This window comes from Serratia rubidaea (assembly GCF_016026735.1).
GTDB classification, from domain to species: domain Bacteria; phylum Pseudomonadota; class Gammaproteobacteria; order Enterobacterales; family Enterobacteriaceae; genus Serratia_B; species Serratia_B rubidaea.
In genome coordinates, this window is record NZ_CP065640.1 from 4104108 (window position 1) to 4119110 (window position 15003).

The 15003-nt window shown below is 61.7% G+C and carries 15 protein-coding genes; 6 read left to right on the top strand and 9 right to left on the bottom strand.

Annotation, left to right across the window (positions count from 1 at the left end):
- The first annotated feature begins 5 nt into the window (after nucleotides 1–5).
- Nucleotides 6–923, top strand: a complete 918-nt coding sequence (locus tag I6G83_RS19270; RefSeq protein ID WP_054307058.1) for a LysR family transcriptional regulator — start codon at nucleotides 6–8, stop codon at nucleotides 921–923.
- A gap of 104 nt (nucleotides 924–1027) precedes the next feature.
- Here the strand turns inward: I6G83_RS19270 and I6G83_RS19275 are convergent, their stop codons facing one another.
- Complete coding sequence (locus I6G83_RS19275; RefSeq protein ID WP_054307057.1) at nucleotides 1028–1789, bottom strand: M15 family metallopeptidase; 762 nt, start codon at nucleotides 1787–1789, stop codon at nucleotides 1028–1030.
- Between the two features lie 154 nt (nucleotides 1790–1943).
- Nucleotides 1944–2990, bottom strand: a complete 1047-nt coding sequence (gene malI / locus I6G83_RS19280; RefSeq protein ID WP_054307056.1) for a Mal regulon transcriptional regulator MalI — start codon at nucleotides 2988–2990, stop codon at nucleotides 1944–1946.
- A gap of 195 nt (nucleotides 2991–3185) precedes the next feature.
- Here malI and malX point away from each other — a divergent pair, with 195 nt between their 5' ends.
- Together malX and I6G83_RS19290 are read left to right on the top strand one after the other, a co-directional pair.
- A complete protein-coding gene (malX, locus tag I6G83_RS19285) occupies nucleotides 3186–4811 on the top strand; it encodes a maltose/glucose-specific PTS transporter subunit IIBC (protein WP_054307055.1) in 1626 nt (541 codons plus the stop codon).
- Nucleotides 4804–5985, top strand: a complete 1182-nt coding sequence (locus I6G83_RS19290; RefSeq protein WP_054307054.1) for a MalY/PatB family protein — start codon at nucleotides 4804–4806, stop codon at nucleotides 5983–5985. Before malX ends, I6G83_RS19290 begins: the two co-directional genes overlap by 8 nt.
- Nucleotides 5986–6019: 34 nt before the next feature.
- Here I6G83_RS19290 and I6G83_RS19295 read toward each other — a convergent pair whose 3' ends face one another.
- The gene (locus I6G83_RS19295) at nucleotides 6020–6385 is read right to left on the bottom strand and encodes a hypothetical protein (protein ID WP_054307060.1); all 366 of its coding nucleotides are present in this window, start codon (nucleotides 6383–6385) and stop codon (nucleotides 6020–6022) included.
- Entirely contained in the window at nucleotides 6385–6978 is a 594-nt protein-coding gene (locus tag I6G83_RS19300; RefSeq protein ID WP_054307053.1) for an NUDIX domain-containing protein, read from the bottom strand. Before I6G83_RS19300 ends, I6G83_RS19295 begins: the two co-directional genes overlap by 1 nt.
- A 100-nt stretch (nucleotides 6979–7078) precedes the next feature.
- Here I6G83_RS19300 and I6G83_RS19305 point away from each other — a divergent pair, with 100 nt between their 5' ends.
- Together I6G83_RS19305 and add are read left to right on the top strand one after the other, a co-directional pair.
- A complete protein-coding gene (locus I6G83_RS19305) occupies nucleotides 7079–7834 on the top strand; it encodes a DeoR/GlpR family DNA-binding transcription regulator (protein WP_054307052.1) in 756 nt (251 codons plus the stop codon).
- A gap of 147 nt (nucleotides 7835–7981) precedes the next feature.
- Nucleotides 7982–8980: an adenosine deaminase gene (add, locus tag I6G83_RS19310; protein WP_054307051.1), complete on the top strand. Its 999-nt coding sequence runs from the start codon at nucleotides 7982–7984 to the stop codon at nucleotides 8978–8980.
- A gap of 40 nt (nucleotides 8981–9020) precedes the next feature.
- Here add and I6G83_RS19315 read toward each other — a convergent pair whose 3' ends face one another.
- Nucleotides 9021–9725: an SDR family NAD(P)-dependent oxidoreductase gene (locus I6G83_RS19315; protein ID WP_054307050.1), complete on the bottom strand. Its 705-nt coding sequence runs from the start codon at nucleotides 9723–9725 to the stop codon at nucleotides 9021–9023.
- A gap of 128 nt (nucleotides 9726–9853) precedes the next feature.
- Here I6G83_RS19315 and I6G83_RS19320 point away from each other — a divergent pair, with 128 nt between their 5' ends.
- Nucleotides 9854–10813, top strand: coding sequence for a LysR family transcriptional regulator (locus I6G83_RS19320; RefSeq protein ID WP_054307049.1), 960 nt, complete (start codon nucleotides 9854–9856; stop codon nucleotides 10811–10813).
- Nucleotides 10814–10834: 21 nt separating this feature from the next.
- Here I6G83_RS19320 and I6G83_RS19325 read toward each other — a convergent pair whose 3' ends face one another.
- From I6G83_RS19325 to araH, 4 genes are all read right to left on the bottom strand, one after another.
- Nucleotides 10835–11833 carry a bile acid:sodium symporter family protein gene (locus tag I6G83_RS19325; protein WP_054307048.1) on the bottom strand — a complete coding sequence of 333 codons (999 nt, stop codon included), beginning with the start codon at nucleotides 11831–11833 and terminating at the stop codon, nucleotides 10835–10837.
- A 66-nt stretch (nucleotides 11834–11899) separates the two neighbouring features.
- Nucleotides 11900–12940 (bottom strand): oxidoreductase, encoded by a 1041-nt coding sequence (locus tag I6G83_RS19330; RefSeq protein ID WP_054307047.1) that lies wholly within the window; start codon nucleotides 12938–12940, stop codon nucleotides 11900–11902.
- 79 nt (nucleotides 12941–13019) lie between these two features.
- Entirely contained in the window at nucleotides 13020–13949 is a 930-nt protein-coding gene (araC, locus tag I6G83_RS19335; protein WP_015672490.1) for an arabinose operon transcriptional regulator AraC, read from the bottom strand.
- Nucleotides 13950–14017: 68 nt separating this feature from the next.
- The gene (gene araH / locus I6G83_RS19340; protein ID WP_054307046.1) at nucleotides 14018–15001 is read right to left on the bottom strand and encodes an L-arabinose ABC transporter permease AraH; all 984 of its coding nucleotides are present in this window, start codon (nucleotides 14999–15001) and stop codon (nucleotides 14018–14020) included.
- Between the last annotated feature and the right edge of the window lie 2 nt (nucleotides 15002–15003).

The window sequence follows — 15003 nt, forward strand, 5'->3', positions numbered from 1 at the left end:
GATTGATGAGCGCGATCCTGCATTTGCTGCCCTTCTTTGAGGCCGTCGCCCGCCTCGGCAGTTTTACCCGGGCCGCCAACCAGCTGGGGGTCACGCCGCCGGCGGTATCGCAAAATATTCAGGCGTTGGAAAGCCGCCTGGGCGTGCGTTTGTTTAACCGCACCAGCCGTTCGGTCAGGCTGAGCGAGGAAGGCCAGCGTTTTTACCACGGCGTGGCGCCGGCGATGCGCGATATCGGCATCGCGGCCGACGACCTACAGGCGCGTCAGGCAACGCCGAGCGGCCAGTTGCGCATCACGCTGCCGCAGTTGGCCGCATCGCTGCTGGTGATGCCGCTGCTCGGCGAGTTTCAGGCGCGTTACCCCGACATACAGCTGGAGCTGTGCACCGACGATCGCTTTGCGGAACTGGTGCCGAACAATTTTGATGCCGGCATCCGCATGCACGCCATGCTGCAAAAAGAGATGATCGCCGTCCCGCTTGACCGCGGACAGCGGCGCGTGCTGATTGCCGCGCCGGGCTATTTGGCTGCGCACGGCACCCCGCAACGGCCGGAACAGCTGCGCGAGCATAACTGCCTGCGCTATCGCTTTCCCGGCAGTGGTAAACTGGAGCCCTGGTTTCTGACGCATCGCGGCGCGCATCAGGCGCTGGAGGTAACCGGCAGCCTGATCTTCACTGAGGATCGGCTGTTAAAAGATGCGGCGCTGGCCGGGCTGGGGATCGCACAGCGTTTTCACGCGACGGTAGCGCAGGAACTGGCGAACGGACAGCTGGTGGAAGTCATGGCGGATCATGCCAGCGAAGCGGCCGGCTTCTTTCTCTATTTCCCAGCCAACCGCTATATTCCCCCTCGGCTGCGGGTATTTATCGATTTTCTGCGTGAGAAGCGCGATTACCCGTTGAGGGTAAACGGCCGATAGCTGATTCGCTGTTGTCTTTTCCAGCCGGAAATCAACGTTTGTGACTGAGGCTAAGTAATAATAAAACTTGCCTCATTTTCTTGTCTCTCCGCCGTCATCATTCTCTATTGATTTTTGACTGGGAAGTCGAAATATGTGTTCGGGTAAGGCTCTTCAATCAAAGTAAAATGCCACCACTCAGTATCAAGTGGTTTAAAGCCCGCATGCTCCATCAATAACTGTAGTAATAGCCTATTTGCTCTGGCCTGTGCAGATATGGCCAGATAATCAGGATGGGATACCGGGCTGAAGCAATCGAAACCCGTGCCAAAATCCAGGCTGTTATCAGGAGAGCGTTGTAATTTTGGTTTGGTACAGTTCTCCAGCGTGCGTTTTGTATCTTCTGCCGGGATCTTACTGCCAAGGGGAATAATGGTTAAATCAAGCGTGCTACCCCGGCTATGTCCGGATCGCGCAGCGATGTAGCCATCGGTAAACAGGCGTGCTTTATCCACCGAGGGATAGAATTCCGTACGCATTTTTGTGTCTTTTAGCACTTTGGCCCATTCGACAAAATCATTCACTGCTTCTTGCGGGCGGTAGCAATCATAAACCTTTATGGTTAACCCTCTGGATATCAGTGATGCAACGACGCTTTTCAGCGCCAGCGCCGTTTTTTTTGTCAATAAACATACGGGCTCCTGATAGCCTTCTACTCGTCTTCCAACAAAGTTGTTTGCAGAGAAATACCGTATATCGGTCTGAATTTGGGGTATTAGCCTTTCTACATTGACAAAATCGTCCGGGCGTTGTGATTGAATAGTCACTTCATCCGCAAGCGCCGGGAAAAATGCAAAAAACGAAAAAAACGCCAAACATAACCTCATCGGTTCTCCTTTTCATTTTATCAATAGATTGATACTGGCAGCGGTTGACAATCGGCACCCGTTTCGGAGCACATTCAACTGCCAATATTGTCAAAATGAAAAGTGTAGCGAATAACAGCTCGGTTCGCGTTTTCCTCCGCACGCTATGCGGCCGCTACGCCGACGCCCGCTCTATCAGTTTCGCCGCCAGGATCACATCCTGCGGCGGCAGATCGGGGGATTCAATCCGCTGCAGCAGACGGGCGGCGGCGTTACGCCCGACCTCACGCGCCGAGGTGGATACCAGCGTCAGCGGCGGTTCGCTCAATGCCGCCTCCGGCGCGTCGCCAAAGCCGATCAGCGCCACCTGCTGGCTGAGAAAACTGTCGATACCGTCCGAACCGATCCCGCGCCCGCTGCGGATAATGCCGAAATAGGCGCCCAGCGCCACCGCGGCTTTGTCACAGACCATGGCGCTGATATTGGGATGCTGCCGCAGCAGGTTTTCAGCGGCCAGCGCCGCCGCCTGCTGCTGACTCTCACATTCGATTATCCACTCGCTGCGGAAGGGCAAGCCGTACTGCACCAGCGTGGCGCAAAAGCCGCCCAGCCGTTCGGCGCGGGTCAGCGAGTCGCTGCGCCCGCCCAGATAGGCAATCTGCCGGTGGCCGCGCTTAATCAGAAACTCGGTGGCAATCTGCGCCGCCTGCATATTATCCGGCCGCACTACGTCCACCTCCGCCACGCCGCCGGAGCGCGCGGCGCACACCAGCGGCACGCCCTGCTCGGCCGCCTGCGCCTGCAGATCGTCGGCGACGCGCGCGCCGCCCGCCAACACCAGCCCATCGACGCCGTGCGTCAGCAGGGTGTCAAAGCAGCGCATCAGCCCGGCGCCGTCGCGCCCGCTTTGCGTCAGGAACAATACCTTGCCCTGCGCTTCCAGCGCTTCGCTCAGGCCGGCGGTCATCTCCGCATAAAAGGGATCGCCGATATCGCGCAGGATCAGGCCAATCACGCCGGAGGCCGCGCCGCGCAGGGTCGCCGCCTGGCGGTTGCGCACATAGCCCAGTTGTTCAATCGCCTGATGCACCCGCGCCACGGTCGCCGAAGAAATACGTCCTTTGCCGCTCAGCACCAGCGAAACCGTGCTGACGGAAACGGCGGCGTGCTGCGCGACATCGGTGATGGTGATTTTTTTGATGGTGTCAGCCTCAGCAAACAATAGCCATGGCAGTCAATGTATACCCATTCGCCCGATGCAGTAAAACGATTTACCGGCCAGGCGCATAGTGGTGAAAAGTTCACCGTTTAATTGTGATAAACGGCGCATTTTTAATAGGTAAAACGTTTTATCTTATTTTTACCTTAGGCGGGCGCGCTTTGCCTGCTCATCTTCACTCGCCAGGAGTCACCGGTAATGTCCGCAAGCCAAAAACCCAAAATCACCCTCTGGGAGTTTTTCCAGAGCCTGGGCAAAACCTTTATGCTGCCCGTCGCGCTGCTGTCGTTTTGCGGCATTATGCTCGGCATCGGCAGTTCGCTCAGCAGCCGCGACGTCATCACCCTGCTGCCGTTCCTCGGCCATCCCGCCTGTCAGCTGCTGTTCACCTGGATGAGCAAGGTGGGTTCTTTCGCCTTCAGCTTCCTGCCGGTGATGTTCGCCATCGCCATTCCGCTCGGCATGGCGCGGGATAACAAAGGCGTGGCCGCCTTCTCCGGCTTTGTCGGCTTCGCGGTGCTCAATCTGGCCACCAATTTCTATCTGACCGCCAGCGGCGTACTGCCCAGCAGCGACCCGCTGGTGCTCAAGGCCCACAATATCCAGAACGTGCTCGGCATTCAGTCGATTGATACCGGCATTCTCGGCGCGGTGCTGGTCGGCATTATTGTCTATCTGCTGCATGAGCGTTTTCATACCATCCGCCTGCCGGATGCGCTGGCGTTCTTCGGCGGCACGCGCTTTGTGCCGATTATCACCACCCTGACGCTCGGCGTCTGCGGGCTGGTGGTGCCGCTGATCTGGCCCTGGTTCGCCGCCGGCATCAACGGCCTGGGCTGGGTGATCAACGGCGCGGGCGCCTTTGGCCCGATGATCTTCGGCAGCGGCGAACGTCTGCTGCTGCCCTTCGGCCTGCATCATATTCTGGTGGCGCTGATCCGCTTTACCGACGCCGGCGGCACGCTGGACGTGTGCGGCCACAGCGTCAGCGGCGCGCTGACCATTTTCCAGGCCCAGCTCTCCTGTCCGACCACCCAAGGCTTTGCGGAAAGCGCCACCCGCTTCCTGTCGCAGGGCAAAATGCCGGCCTTCCTCGGCGGGCTGCCGGGCGCCGCGCTTGCGATGTACCACTGCGCCCGGCCGGAGAACCGCCACAAGATCAAAGGGCTGCTGATCTCCGGCGTGGTCGCCTGCGTGGTGGGCGGCACCACCGAGCCGATCGAGTTTCTGTTCCTGTTCGTCGCGCCGTTCCTGTACCTGATCCACGCGATCCTCACCGGCCTCGGCTTTACCGTGATGGCGCTGCTGGGGGTCACCATCGGTAATACCGACGGCAATATCATCGATTTTGTGGTGTTCGGCATTCTGCACGGCACCGCCACCAAGTGGTATCTGGTGCCGCTGGTAGCCGCCGTCTGGTTCGCCGCCTACTACGCCATTTTCCGCTTTGCGATCCTGCGCTTCAACATCAAGACGCCGGGCCGCGACAGCGACGCCGCCGCCGGCAGCAGCGCACACGCGCCGGCCGGGACGGTTGGTCAGTCGGGCTATAACGCCCCGGCCATCCTCGCCGCGCTGGGCGGCGCCGGCAATATCGTCTCGCTGGACAACTGCATTACCCGCCTGCGCCTGTCGGTGGCGGATATCGACAAGGTGAACGACGCGGCGCTGAAAGAGCATCGCTCCATCGGCGTGGTGCGGCTCAATGCGCACAGCCTGCAGGTGGTGATCGGCCCGCAGGTGCAGTCGGTCAAAGATGAATTAGACTCATTAATAGCAGCAAGCCGGCCTGCCACGGAACTGTCTGGAGCCACCCATGTTTGATTTTTCCACCCCGATCGACCGCCACGGCACCTGGTGCACCCAGTGGGACTACATCGCCGACCGCTTCGGCAGCGCCGACCTGCTGCCGTTCACCATCTCGGATATGGATTTCGCCACTGCGCCCTGTATTCTGGATGCGCTGCAGCAGCGGCTGCAGCACGGCGTACTGGGCTACAGCCGCTGGCAGCATGAAGATTTCCTCGGCGCGCTGCGTCACTGGTATCAGCAACGCTTCAATACGGCGATCGACACCGCCGGCGCCGTGTACGGGCCATCGGTGATTTATATGGTTTCCCAGCTGATCCGCCAGTGGTCGGCGCCGGGGGAATATGTCGTCACCCATACCCCCGCCTACGACGCCTTTTACAAGGCGGTGCTCGGCAATCAGCGCCAACTGCTGGCCTGCCCGCTGCAAAAGGTCGGTGACCAGTGGCGCTGCGACATGGCCCATCTGGAGGCGCTGCTGGCCCGGCCGCAAAGCAAGATCCTGCTGCTGTGCAGCCCGCACAACCCGACCGGTAAAGTGTGGAGCGCCGAAGAACTGCAGCAGATGGCGACGCTGTGCGAACGCCATCAGGTGCGGGTCATCAGCGACGAGATCCATATGGATATGACCTGGGGCGAGCAACGTCACCTGCCGTGGAGCCAGGTGGCCGCCACGCCGTGGGCGCTGCTGACCTCCGCTTCAAAAAGCTTCAATATTCCGGCGCTGACCGGCGCCTACGGCTTTATCAGCGATGCCGCGTCGCGCGACGCCTATCTGCAGCAGCTCAAAGGCCGCGACGGGCTCTCCTCCCCGGCGGTGCTGGCCATCGTGGCGCATATCGCCGCTTACCGCCACGGCGCCCCCTGGCTGGACGCCCTGCGCGGCTATCTGCAGGACAACCTGCGCTACGTCGCCGAGCGGCTCAATCAGGCCTTTCCGCAGCTGGCGTGGCAGCCGCCGCAGGCCACCTATCTGGCGTGGATCGATCTGCGTCCGTTAAATATTGACGACCATGAGCTGCAACAGGCGCTGATCGAACGGGAAAAGGTGGCGATCATGCCCGGTTTTACCTACGGCGAAGAGGGGCGCGGCTTTGTCCGGCTCAACGTCGGCTGCCCGCGCAGCAAGCTGGAGGACGGCATGAACCGGCTGATCGCCGGCCTGCGGTTTGTTAGTACGCAGGCCTGACGCGCCGCGGCGGGCCAACGCCCGCCGTGAGCGGTTAAGCCACCACGGGGATCTCCGCCAGCCGGCGGTAAACCGTCAGTCCTAACGCCTCGGCCACTTCCACATCCTTATCCGCCCCTTGCGAAGCGCCGTCGATCCGATAGATACCCTGGCACTGGGCAATTAAACGGTGCGCAACCGGATACAGGTAAGCTTCGCCGATCTCATCCCCCACCTGCCGTGAACCGGCGGCGGCGGCCAGCGGCAGCGACAGCCATTCGCCGATCACCGGCACATGTCCGCGCTGATAAACCGCCAACGCCGCCTGCTCCAGACGCTGCAGGTTGGCGGCGATGCGCGCCGCGTCGCCGTTGGTGCCGCTGCGATAAGGCCCGGCAATCAGGATCTGTTGTGCCTTCATCAGCGCGTCCCCCAATCCGGATTCAGTGCGATAAACTGCAACAGCATGATGGTCTTGGCATCAACAATCGTCCCCTGCCGGATGGCCTGCAGCGCATCGCGCAACGGCATCTCCAGCACTTCCACATCTTCGCCTTCTTCCTCAAGGCCGCCGCCCTGATGCACGCGCGCCGCAGCATCATACTCGCCGATAAAGAAATACAGCTTTTCGGTGACCGAGCCGGGGCTCATATAGGCCTCGAAGACTTTTTGCACGTTTTGCACGAAATAGCCGGTTTCCTCTTCCGCCTCTGCACGAATACGCTGTTCCGGGGATGCGTTATCCAACAGCCCGGCCGCCGCTTCAATCAGCATACCGTCGTGGCCGTTGACGAATACCGGAAAGCGAAACTGGCGCGTCAGGATCACCGTCTGCGCCGTCCGGTTTACCAGTAAAATCACCGCGCCGTCGCCCCGATCGTAGGTTTCACGGCTCTGCCGCTGCCAGCTTCCGTCACGACGCAGAAAATCAAAGGTGTTCTTTTTCAACACGTACCAATCATCGGACAGCACCTGGGTTGCCACCATACGTACGCGATCTTTGGTCGGGATCATCTTGTCTGCTCCAAAAGGGTTGAGGGCCTGCATTGATACTAGCGTGCAGTTTCGTGTATGATCAAGATCATTCGTGCAGACAAAGAATTGATGGGAACCTATGCTGACCAGCCAGCGCAAAAAACTTATCCTGGAGAAACTCGCCCGTGAAGGCCAGGTATTGGCCAAACAGTTAAGCGAGATGTTCGAGCTGTCGGAAGACACCATCCGCCGCGACCTGCGCGAACTGGACAGCGAAGGTTTGCTCCAGCGCGTACACGGCGGTGCGCTGCCGGTCTCTCCCGCCATCGCCCCGTTTGCCGAGCGCAACCAGCAGGAATCCGGCGCCAAACGCGCCATTGCCCGCGCCGCCGCCGCCATGATTTTACCGGGCCAGGTGGCGATCGTGGACGGCGGCACCACCTCGGCCGAACTGGTGAAGCAGCTGCCGCTATCCTTGCAGGCCACCATTGTCACCCACAGCCCCAGCGTGGCGGTCGGGCTGGTGGATCACCCGCAGATCGAGGTGATCCTGATCGGCGGCCGGCTGTACAAGCATTCGATCGTTACCGTGGGCGCGGCCGCGGTGGAGGCAATGTCGCATATCCGCGCCGACCTGTACTTTATGGGCGTGACCGGCGTCCACCCCAGCGCCGGTCTCAGCACCGGCGATCTGGAAGAAGCCTATATCAAACGCGCCCTGGCGGCGCGCGCGGCGGAAACCGTGGTGCTGGCTTCTGCCGCCAAGCTCAACGCCGCCTCACAATACGCCATCGGCGATATTACGCTGGCGCAGTCCATTATTGTCGAGCGCGACACCGATCAGGCGCTGATCTCTCCGCTGCAACAGGCGGGCGTCAGCGTGATTAAGGCCTGACGGCATGCCTGTCGCAACGGGGAAACAGGCCGTCATTGCGGATTAATGTGATTTATATCACTTTTTTATGTAACAGCATGGCTATTTTCATCAAATTGTTTTTATACTGATATGCACTTTTCCTACCTTCATCAGCGAGTGCACAACATGATTGATCCACGCCTGCCGCTTACCGATATCCACCGCCATCTTGACGGCAACATCCGTGCGCAAACCATTCTCGAGCTGGGCCGCCAGTTCAACCTCGACCTGCCGGCGAACGATCTGGAGAGCCTGCGCCCGCACGTGCAAATCACCCATACCGAACCGGACCTGGTCAGCTTCCTGCAGAAACTGGACTGGGGCGTGGCGGTACTTGGCTCACTGGACGCCTGTCGCCGCGTCGCCTATGAAAACGTCGAGGATGCGGTCAACGCCGGCCTGCACTACGCCGAACTGCGTTTTTCTCCCTACTATATGGCGCTGCAGCACCAGCTGCCGGTGGCCGGCGTGGTTGAAGCGGTAGCCGACGGCATCCGTGCCGGCTGTCGCGACCATGATATCGATATCCGCCTGATCGGCATTATGAGCCGCACCTTCGGCGAAGCCGCCTGTCTGCAAGAGCTGGAAGGCCTGCTGGCGCACCGCGAGGCGATTACCGCGCTGGATCTGGCCGGCGACGAGCTGGGCTTCCCCGGCAGCCTGTTCCTGTCCCACTTTAACCGCGCGCGCGACGCCGGGCTGCGCATTACCGTTCACGCCGGCGAAGCCGCCGGGCCGGAAAGCATCTGGCAGGCGATTCGCGAGCTGGGCGCCGAACGTATCGGCCACGGGGTGAAAGCGGTGGAGGATCCGGCGCTGATGGATTATCTCGCCGAGCACGGCATCGGCATTGAGTCCTGCCTGACCTCCAATATCCAGACCAGCACCGTCGCGGCGCTGGCGCAGCATCCGCTGGCAACCTTCCTGCGCCACGGCGTGACGGCCTCCATCAATACCGACGATCCCGCCGTACAGGGCATCGAGATTGAACATGAATACCGCGTGGCCGCGCCGCAGGCGGGACTGACGCCGGAAGATATGCGCCGCGCGCAGGAAAACGGCCTGACCATGGCGTTTCTCAGCGAGCAGGAAAAACAGGCGCTGCGCGCCAAAGTGGCCGGCTGAGCCGGTTCAGCGCAGCAGCGGCGTCCTGCCGCTGCTGCCTTTACCACGGCACGGTTCGCCCGAGGTAGTCCAGGTATTCCAGCCCCGGCCGCTCCCGTTTGGCCAGCAGCACTCTGACCAGCTGCGGAATCGTCTGCTCAATCGTCAAGGGCGCGTCCGCACCGCCCAGTTCCGTATTGATCCATCCCGGCGCCATGGTGACCAGCGCGCGGGCTCCGCCGTGCTGGCGGGCGGCAAAGCTGCGCATAAACATATTCAGCGCCGCCTTGCTCCCGCGATACAGTTCACGCTGCCCCGTATGGTTGTTGGCCACGCTGCCCTGGCCGGAGGACATCACGCCAATCAGGCCGTCGTCCGCCACCCGTTCAGCCAACCGCTCAATGACGCGCATCGGCGCTAGCGCATTGGTCAGCATCACCTGCATAAATTCCTGCGTGCTCACCTCGCCAATCGTCTGGGTGGGATCGCGGTTGGTGATGCCCGCATTCACAAACAGCATATCGAAGCGTCGGCCCGCCAGGCGCTGCCGTAAGGCGTCCAACTGCGTCTCTTCGCAGATATCCAACCGCTCCAGCTGCAGGCGCTTGCCATACTCCCAAGCCAGCTGGTGCAGCGGCGTGTTGTCACCGCGCACGGTGCCGGTCACCTGCCAGCCATGGCGGAGAAATTCCTGCGCCATGGCGTGGCCCAGGCCGCGTGATGCGCCGACGATCAATAGGCTGCCGTGGTGTGTGTTGTCCGTCATCGTTCACCTCTGTCGTTGTCGTAGCTAAAAACTGTTCAGGCAATATAAGCTTCCATGATATAAGGCGGAAGACGCAGCATTTGCATTGATAAAGTGCAGCAGACGCCATGCCAAATCAGGGAGCCATCATGAACGACCCGGACTTTAACCTACTGGCCGCCCTCGATGCGCTGCTGGCCGAAGGCAGCGTCGCCGGCGCGGCGCGCCGCCTGGGGCTGAGCGCCTCGGCGATGAGCCGGACCCTCAGCCGCCTGCGCCAGGTGACCGGCGACCCGCTGCTGGTCAGAGCCGGACGCAGTATGGTGCTGACCCCGCACGCCGAACAGATCCGCGATCGCGCCCGGCAGACGCTGGCCGAGGCGCGCGCCCTGCTGCTGCCCGCGGCCTCGGGGCTGGATCTGCAGACGCTGCGGCAAACGTTCCGTCTGCAGACTAACGAAGGGTTTGTCGAAACGTTCGGCGCCGCGCTGGTGACGGCGGCGGCGCAGGCGGCGCCGGAGGTGTGTCTGAGCTTTGTGCCGAAACCGGAGAAAAGCCCGCGCTCGCTGCGCGAGGACGATATTGATATTGAGGTCGGGGTATTACACGGTATGGGGCCGGAGATTCATCTGCAGACGCTGTTCCGGGATCGTTTTATTGTCGCCGTCAGGCAGGGACATCCGCTGGCCGCACAGACGCCCGTCACGCCCGAGCGCTACGCCGCCTGTCAGCACGTGATCGCCTCGCGGCAGGGAAAGCGTACTGGCCCGGTGGATAAGGCGCTGGCCGAACAGGGGCTGACGCGGCGCATCGCCGCCGTGACGCCGGATTTTTCCGCCGCGCTGGCCATCGCCGCCCAGTCCGATCTGGTGGCGCTGGTGCCGGCGTCGTTTTTTATCCAGAAAATGCGCGGCGGCGGAGAGAGGCTGCAGGGGCTCAGGCTGCCGGTCGCCACGCCGGAGATCACCGTCTCCCAAATGTGGCACCCGCGCAGAAAAGCCGACCCCGCGCATCAGTGGCTGCGGCAACTGCTGCTGACGGTCTGCCGCCGACAGGCTGCCGAACTGCACCGCGCCGCTCAGCGCACATGGCCGGCATGGTTCCGTTAATCCCCCGCCGGCCGGTTGCGCTTATTTCGCCTCTGCCGTCGTCTGCTGTTCACGCGCCGTTTTGCGCGCGTAGCGCTGCGCCAGCACCGCACAGATCATCAGCTGGATCTGGTGGAAAATCATCAGCGGTAACACCATCGCCCCCACCGCCGCGGCCGGGAACAGCACGTTCGCCATCGGAATGCCGTTCGCCAGGCTCTTTTTCGAACCGCAGAACACGATGGTGATCTCATCGGCGGTGTTAAAGCCCAGCAGGCGCGCTGCGTAGGTATTGATCACCAGCACCACCGTCAGCAGCACCAGCGACATCACCACGATCGTCAACAGCGACATGCCGTCGATTTTATGCCAGATGCCTTCTACCACCGCGGCGCTGAAGGCGGTATACACCACCAGCAGAATCGAGGAGCGGTCGGTGAGGTTAATCAGCTTGCGGTGCCGGTCGATCCACTTGCCAATCAGCGGACGCGCCAGATGGCCGATGACAAACGGCACCATCAGCTGCAGGATAATCGCGCCGATGGCGTGCAGCACGTCGGTATTGCCGCCCTGAGTGTGCATCAACGCCCCGACCAACAGCGGCGACAGGAATACGCCGAGGATGCTGGAGGCCGACGCGCTGCAGATGGCCGCCGCCACGTTGCCGCCGGCGGCGGAGGTGAAGGCGATCGCCGACTGCACCGTCGCCGGCAGCGCGCACAGATACAGGAAGCCGAGGTACACCGTCGGCGTCATAAAGTTCGGCACCAGCAGGTTCATCGCCAGCCCCAGCAGCGGGAACAGCGCAAAGGTGCTGAGAAACACCACCAGATGCAGCTTCCAGTGGCCCATGCCGGCGATAATCGCCTGACGCGACAGTTTGGCGCCGTGCATAAAGAACAGCAGCGCGATCGCCGCGGTGGTCAACCGCTCAAAAAATACCTGCCACACCCCTTCACACGGGAACAGCGAGGCCACCGCCACCACCAAAATCAAAACCAGTAAAAACTTATCGATACGCAGACGTTGCAACCAGGACATCAATCAAAATTCCTTGCCAAAAAACGGGCTCAGCGCCTGAGCCCGTAACGAAAAAATAGGTGCGGATTAGCTGACCGGCAGTGCGGCCTGCTGTTTGTCCGACTCAATCCCCAGCTCAATCATTTCCATCACCGCGATCGCCTCGGCGGCCGGCACCGGATTGGCGCCGTCGCCGTTAATCGCGTCGCGGATGGCGGCATAGTAGGCCGGATAGTTGCCGGGCAGCGTCAGCAGCGGCTGCTCCGCCAGCACGTCATCGCGTGACAACGTCACTACACCGTCGCGCATATCATAGCCCCAGTCGGCCTGCGGCAGGCGGTCGCCGGCCTTCAACCGGTCTTCCTGCGGGTCCAGGCCATATTTGATGTAGCTGCCCTGGGTGCCGTGCACGATATAGCGCGGACCTTCGGCCGCCGTCAGCATCGAAGCGTGCAGCACCACACGGCGCTTGCCGTACTGCAGCAGCGCGTGGAAATAGTCGACCGACTGCGAACCCGGCCGCAGCTGGCCCAGATCGACAAACAGCGTCTGCGGCTTGCCGAACAGCTGCAGCGCCTGGTCGATCAGATGCGGCCCCAGATCGTACCAAATGCCGCTGCCCGCGCCGCCCTGTTCGCGCCAGCGCTGGCGCACCTGCGGCCGAAACCGGTCGAAGTGCGATTCAAAGTAGACTACTTCTCCCAGTGAGCCTTCCTGCAGCAGCGTTTTCAGCGTCAGGAAGTCGCTGTCCCAGCGGCGGTTGTGGAACACCGACAGCAGCAGACCGCGCTGCTGCGCCTGTTGCTGCAGTGCGCGCGCCTGTGACAACGTCACGGTAAACGGTTTATCCACCACCACGTGCTTGCCCGCCGCCAGCGCCTGCTGCGCCAGCGGATAGTGGGTATCGTTCGGGGTGGGAATGACGATCAGATCCAGCGTAGGGTCGTTGAACAGCGCCTGGGGTTCGCTGACCACCGGCAGCGCCGGCCAGTCGGCGTGCACCTTGCCGGCGTCGCTGCTGACCACCGCCGCCAGTTCCAGGCCCGGCGTGCCGGCAATCAGCGGCGCATGAAAGGTTTTGCTGGCGTAGCCGTAGCCCACCAGCCCAACGCGAAGAGTTTCAGCCATGGTGTTTCCTCTGCAAGGCCAGTTATCACCCTGTGATTTGACACCATGATGCCGGACGGAACAAGAAGTAAATTAAATGTTAATCCGCAGCCGCAACGCCCGGGTTGTTCCAGGCCCGCTCGCGGCCCCGCTGCGCCGGATAGTTAATCTCTACGCTGCGGCGACGGAAATCGCTGGGGCTGACCCCTACGCGCTTGCGGAACACCCGTGAAAAGTAGAGCTGGTCGTCATAGCCCACCACGCGGCCGATGGCGGCGATCGACTCCTGGGTGGTCTGCAGCAGCAGTTTGGCGCGGATCACCCGCTGGTCTTCGCGCCAGCGCAGAATATTGATGCCCACCTGCTCACGGAACAGGTGCGCCAGCCGCGACGGCGACAGGCAAACGTGGCGCGCCACCTCCTCAATGCGCAGCTCCCCCGCCAGGTTGCCGGTAATAAACTGGCAGGCTTCGATCACCCGCGGATCCATAATCTTCTGCGGACTGAGCGGGTCTTCCTCCATCGCACGCAGCAGCAGGCGCTCCAGCAGGTTCATGCTCATCTCCTCCGCCAGCCGCCGGCCGGAGCGCTGGGTCTGCTCGATACTGGCGAACAGGCGGTCAAACTCCTGCAGCAGCTGGCCGCCGGGCAGCGTCAGCCGCCCGACCTGGTGGTTTTTGCTGCGCCACTCCAGCCAGTCGGCCCAGTAGGCGCGCGGGCGGAAATAGACCCAGCGGTGGTGCCAGCAGTCGCTGTCCGGCGAACGGCCGTAATGGTGCGCCGCCTTCGGCGGAAACAGCAGCAGATCGCCAGGATTGCAGTACAGCGTCTCCTCGCCGTCAAACACCTTGCCCTGACCCTTGATGGTCAGGTTGAGGATATAACCCTTCATGCCGCCCGGTCGCTCGATAAAGAAATCCAACGGCCCCTCCGCCATAATCGGCGTCAGCCCGGCCACCAGGTAGGCGTTAAAGCTGTAACCCGGCAACAGCGGGTCCGACTGAGATTCCTGCGCCATACGATGGTACATTCGGCCTCCGTAATACTCGGTTATCCTGCCGCGTTGCCGGCCCCGCGCCGGCAACGCGATAACGCGTCCTAGGCGGTACGTTTAGCCTGCTGCTTATAGCGGTCAAAAATCACCGCCGCCAGCAGGATCGCCCCGCGCACCACGTACTGCGCAAACGGAGAGATATTCAGCAGGTTCATGGCGTTTTCCACCGTGCCAAGAATCAGCACCCCGGCAATCACATAGGAAATCTTGCCGATGCCGCCCTTCAGCGAGACGCCGCCCAGCACGCAGGCGGAAATCACGATCAGCTCATAGCCGATCGAGGTCATCGGCTGGCCGCTGGTCATGCGCGACGCCAGAATAATGCCTGCCGCGGCGGACACCAGCCCGGACAGGACGAAGATCACGATCTTGGTGCGCACCACCGGCACCCCGGCCAGGCGCGCCGCTTCTTCATTGCCGCCGATCGCCAGCGTATTGCGGCCGAAGGTGGTTTTATTCAGCAGGAAGCCGAACAGGATCAGACAGCCGATGGTGATCCAGATCGGCGCCGGCACGCCCAGCCAATTGGCGTAGCCAAGGGCGAAGAAGCGTTCATCCTCAATCCCCACCGCCTTGCCGTCGGAAATGATATACGCCAGACCGCGAAAGATTTGCATGGTCGCCAGCGTGGTGATCAGCGCGTTGATTTTCAGCCGCGCAATCACAAAGCCGTTAATCAGGCCGGAGACCACGCCCAGCAGCAGCCCGGCGGCGACGCCGAGCCACAGGCTTTCGCTCATATTGATCACCACCGCGGTGGTCACCCCGGCGCAGGCGATAACCGACGCCACCGACAGGTCAAAATCGCCGGAGGCCAGGCAGAACAGCATACCGCAGGCCACCATGCCGGACATCGAGATCGCCAGCCCCAGCCCTTTCATATTGATAAACGAGCCGAAGTTGGGCACCAGCAGCACGCAGGCCAGGAACAGCACCGCAAACACCACCAGCATGCCGTAGCTGTCCCAGATGCGCGACAGCCCCAGGCTGCCGCGGTTTTTTACCGAATTGGTCGTTAGGGTCGACATCT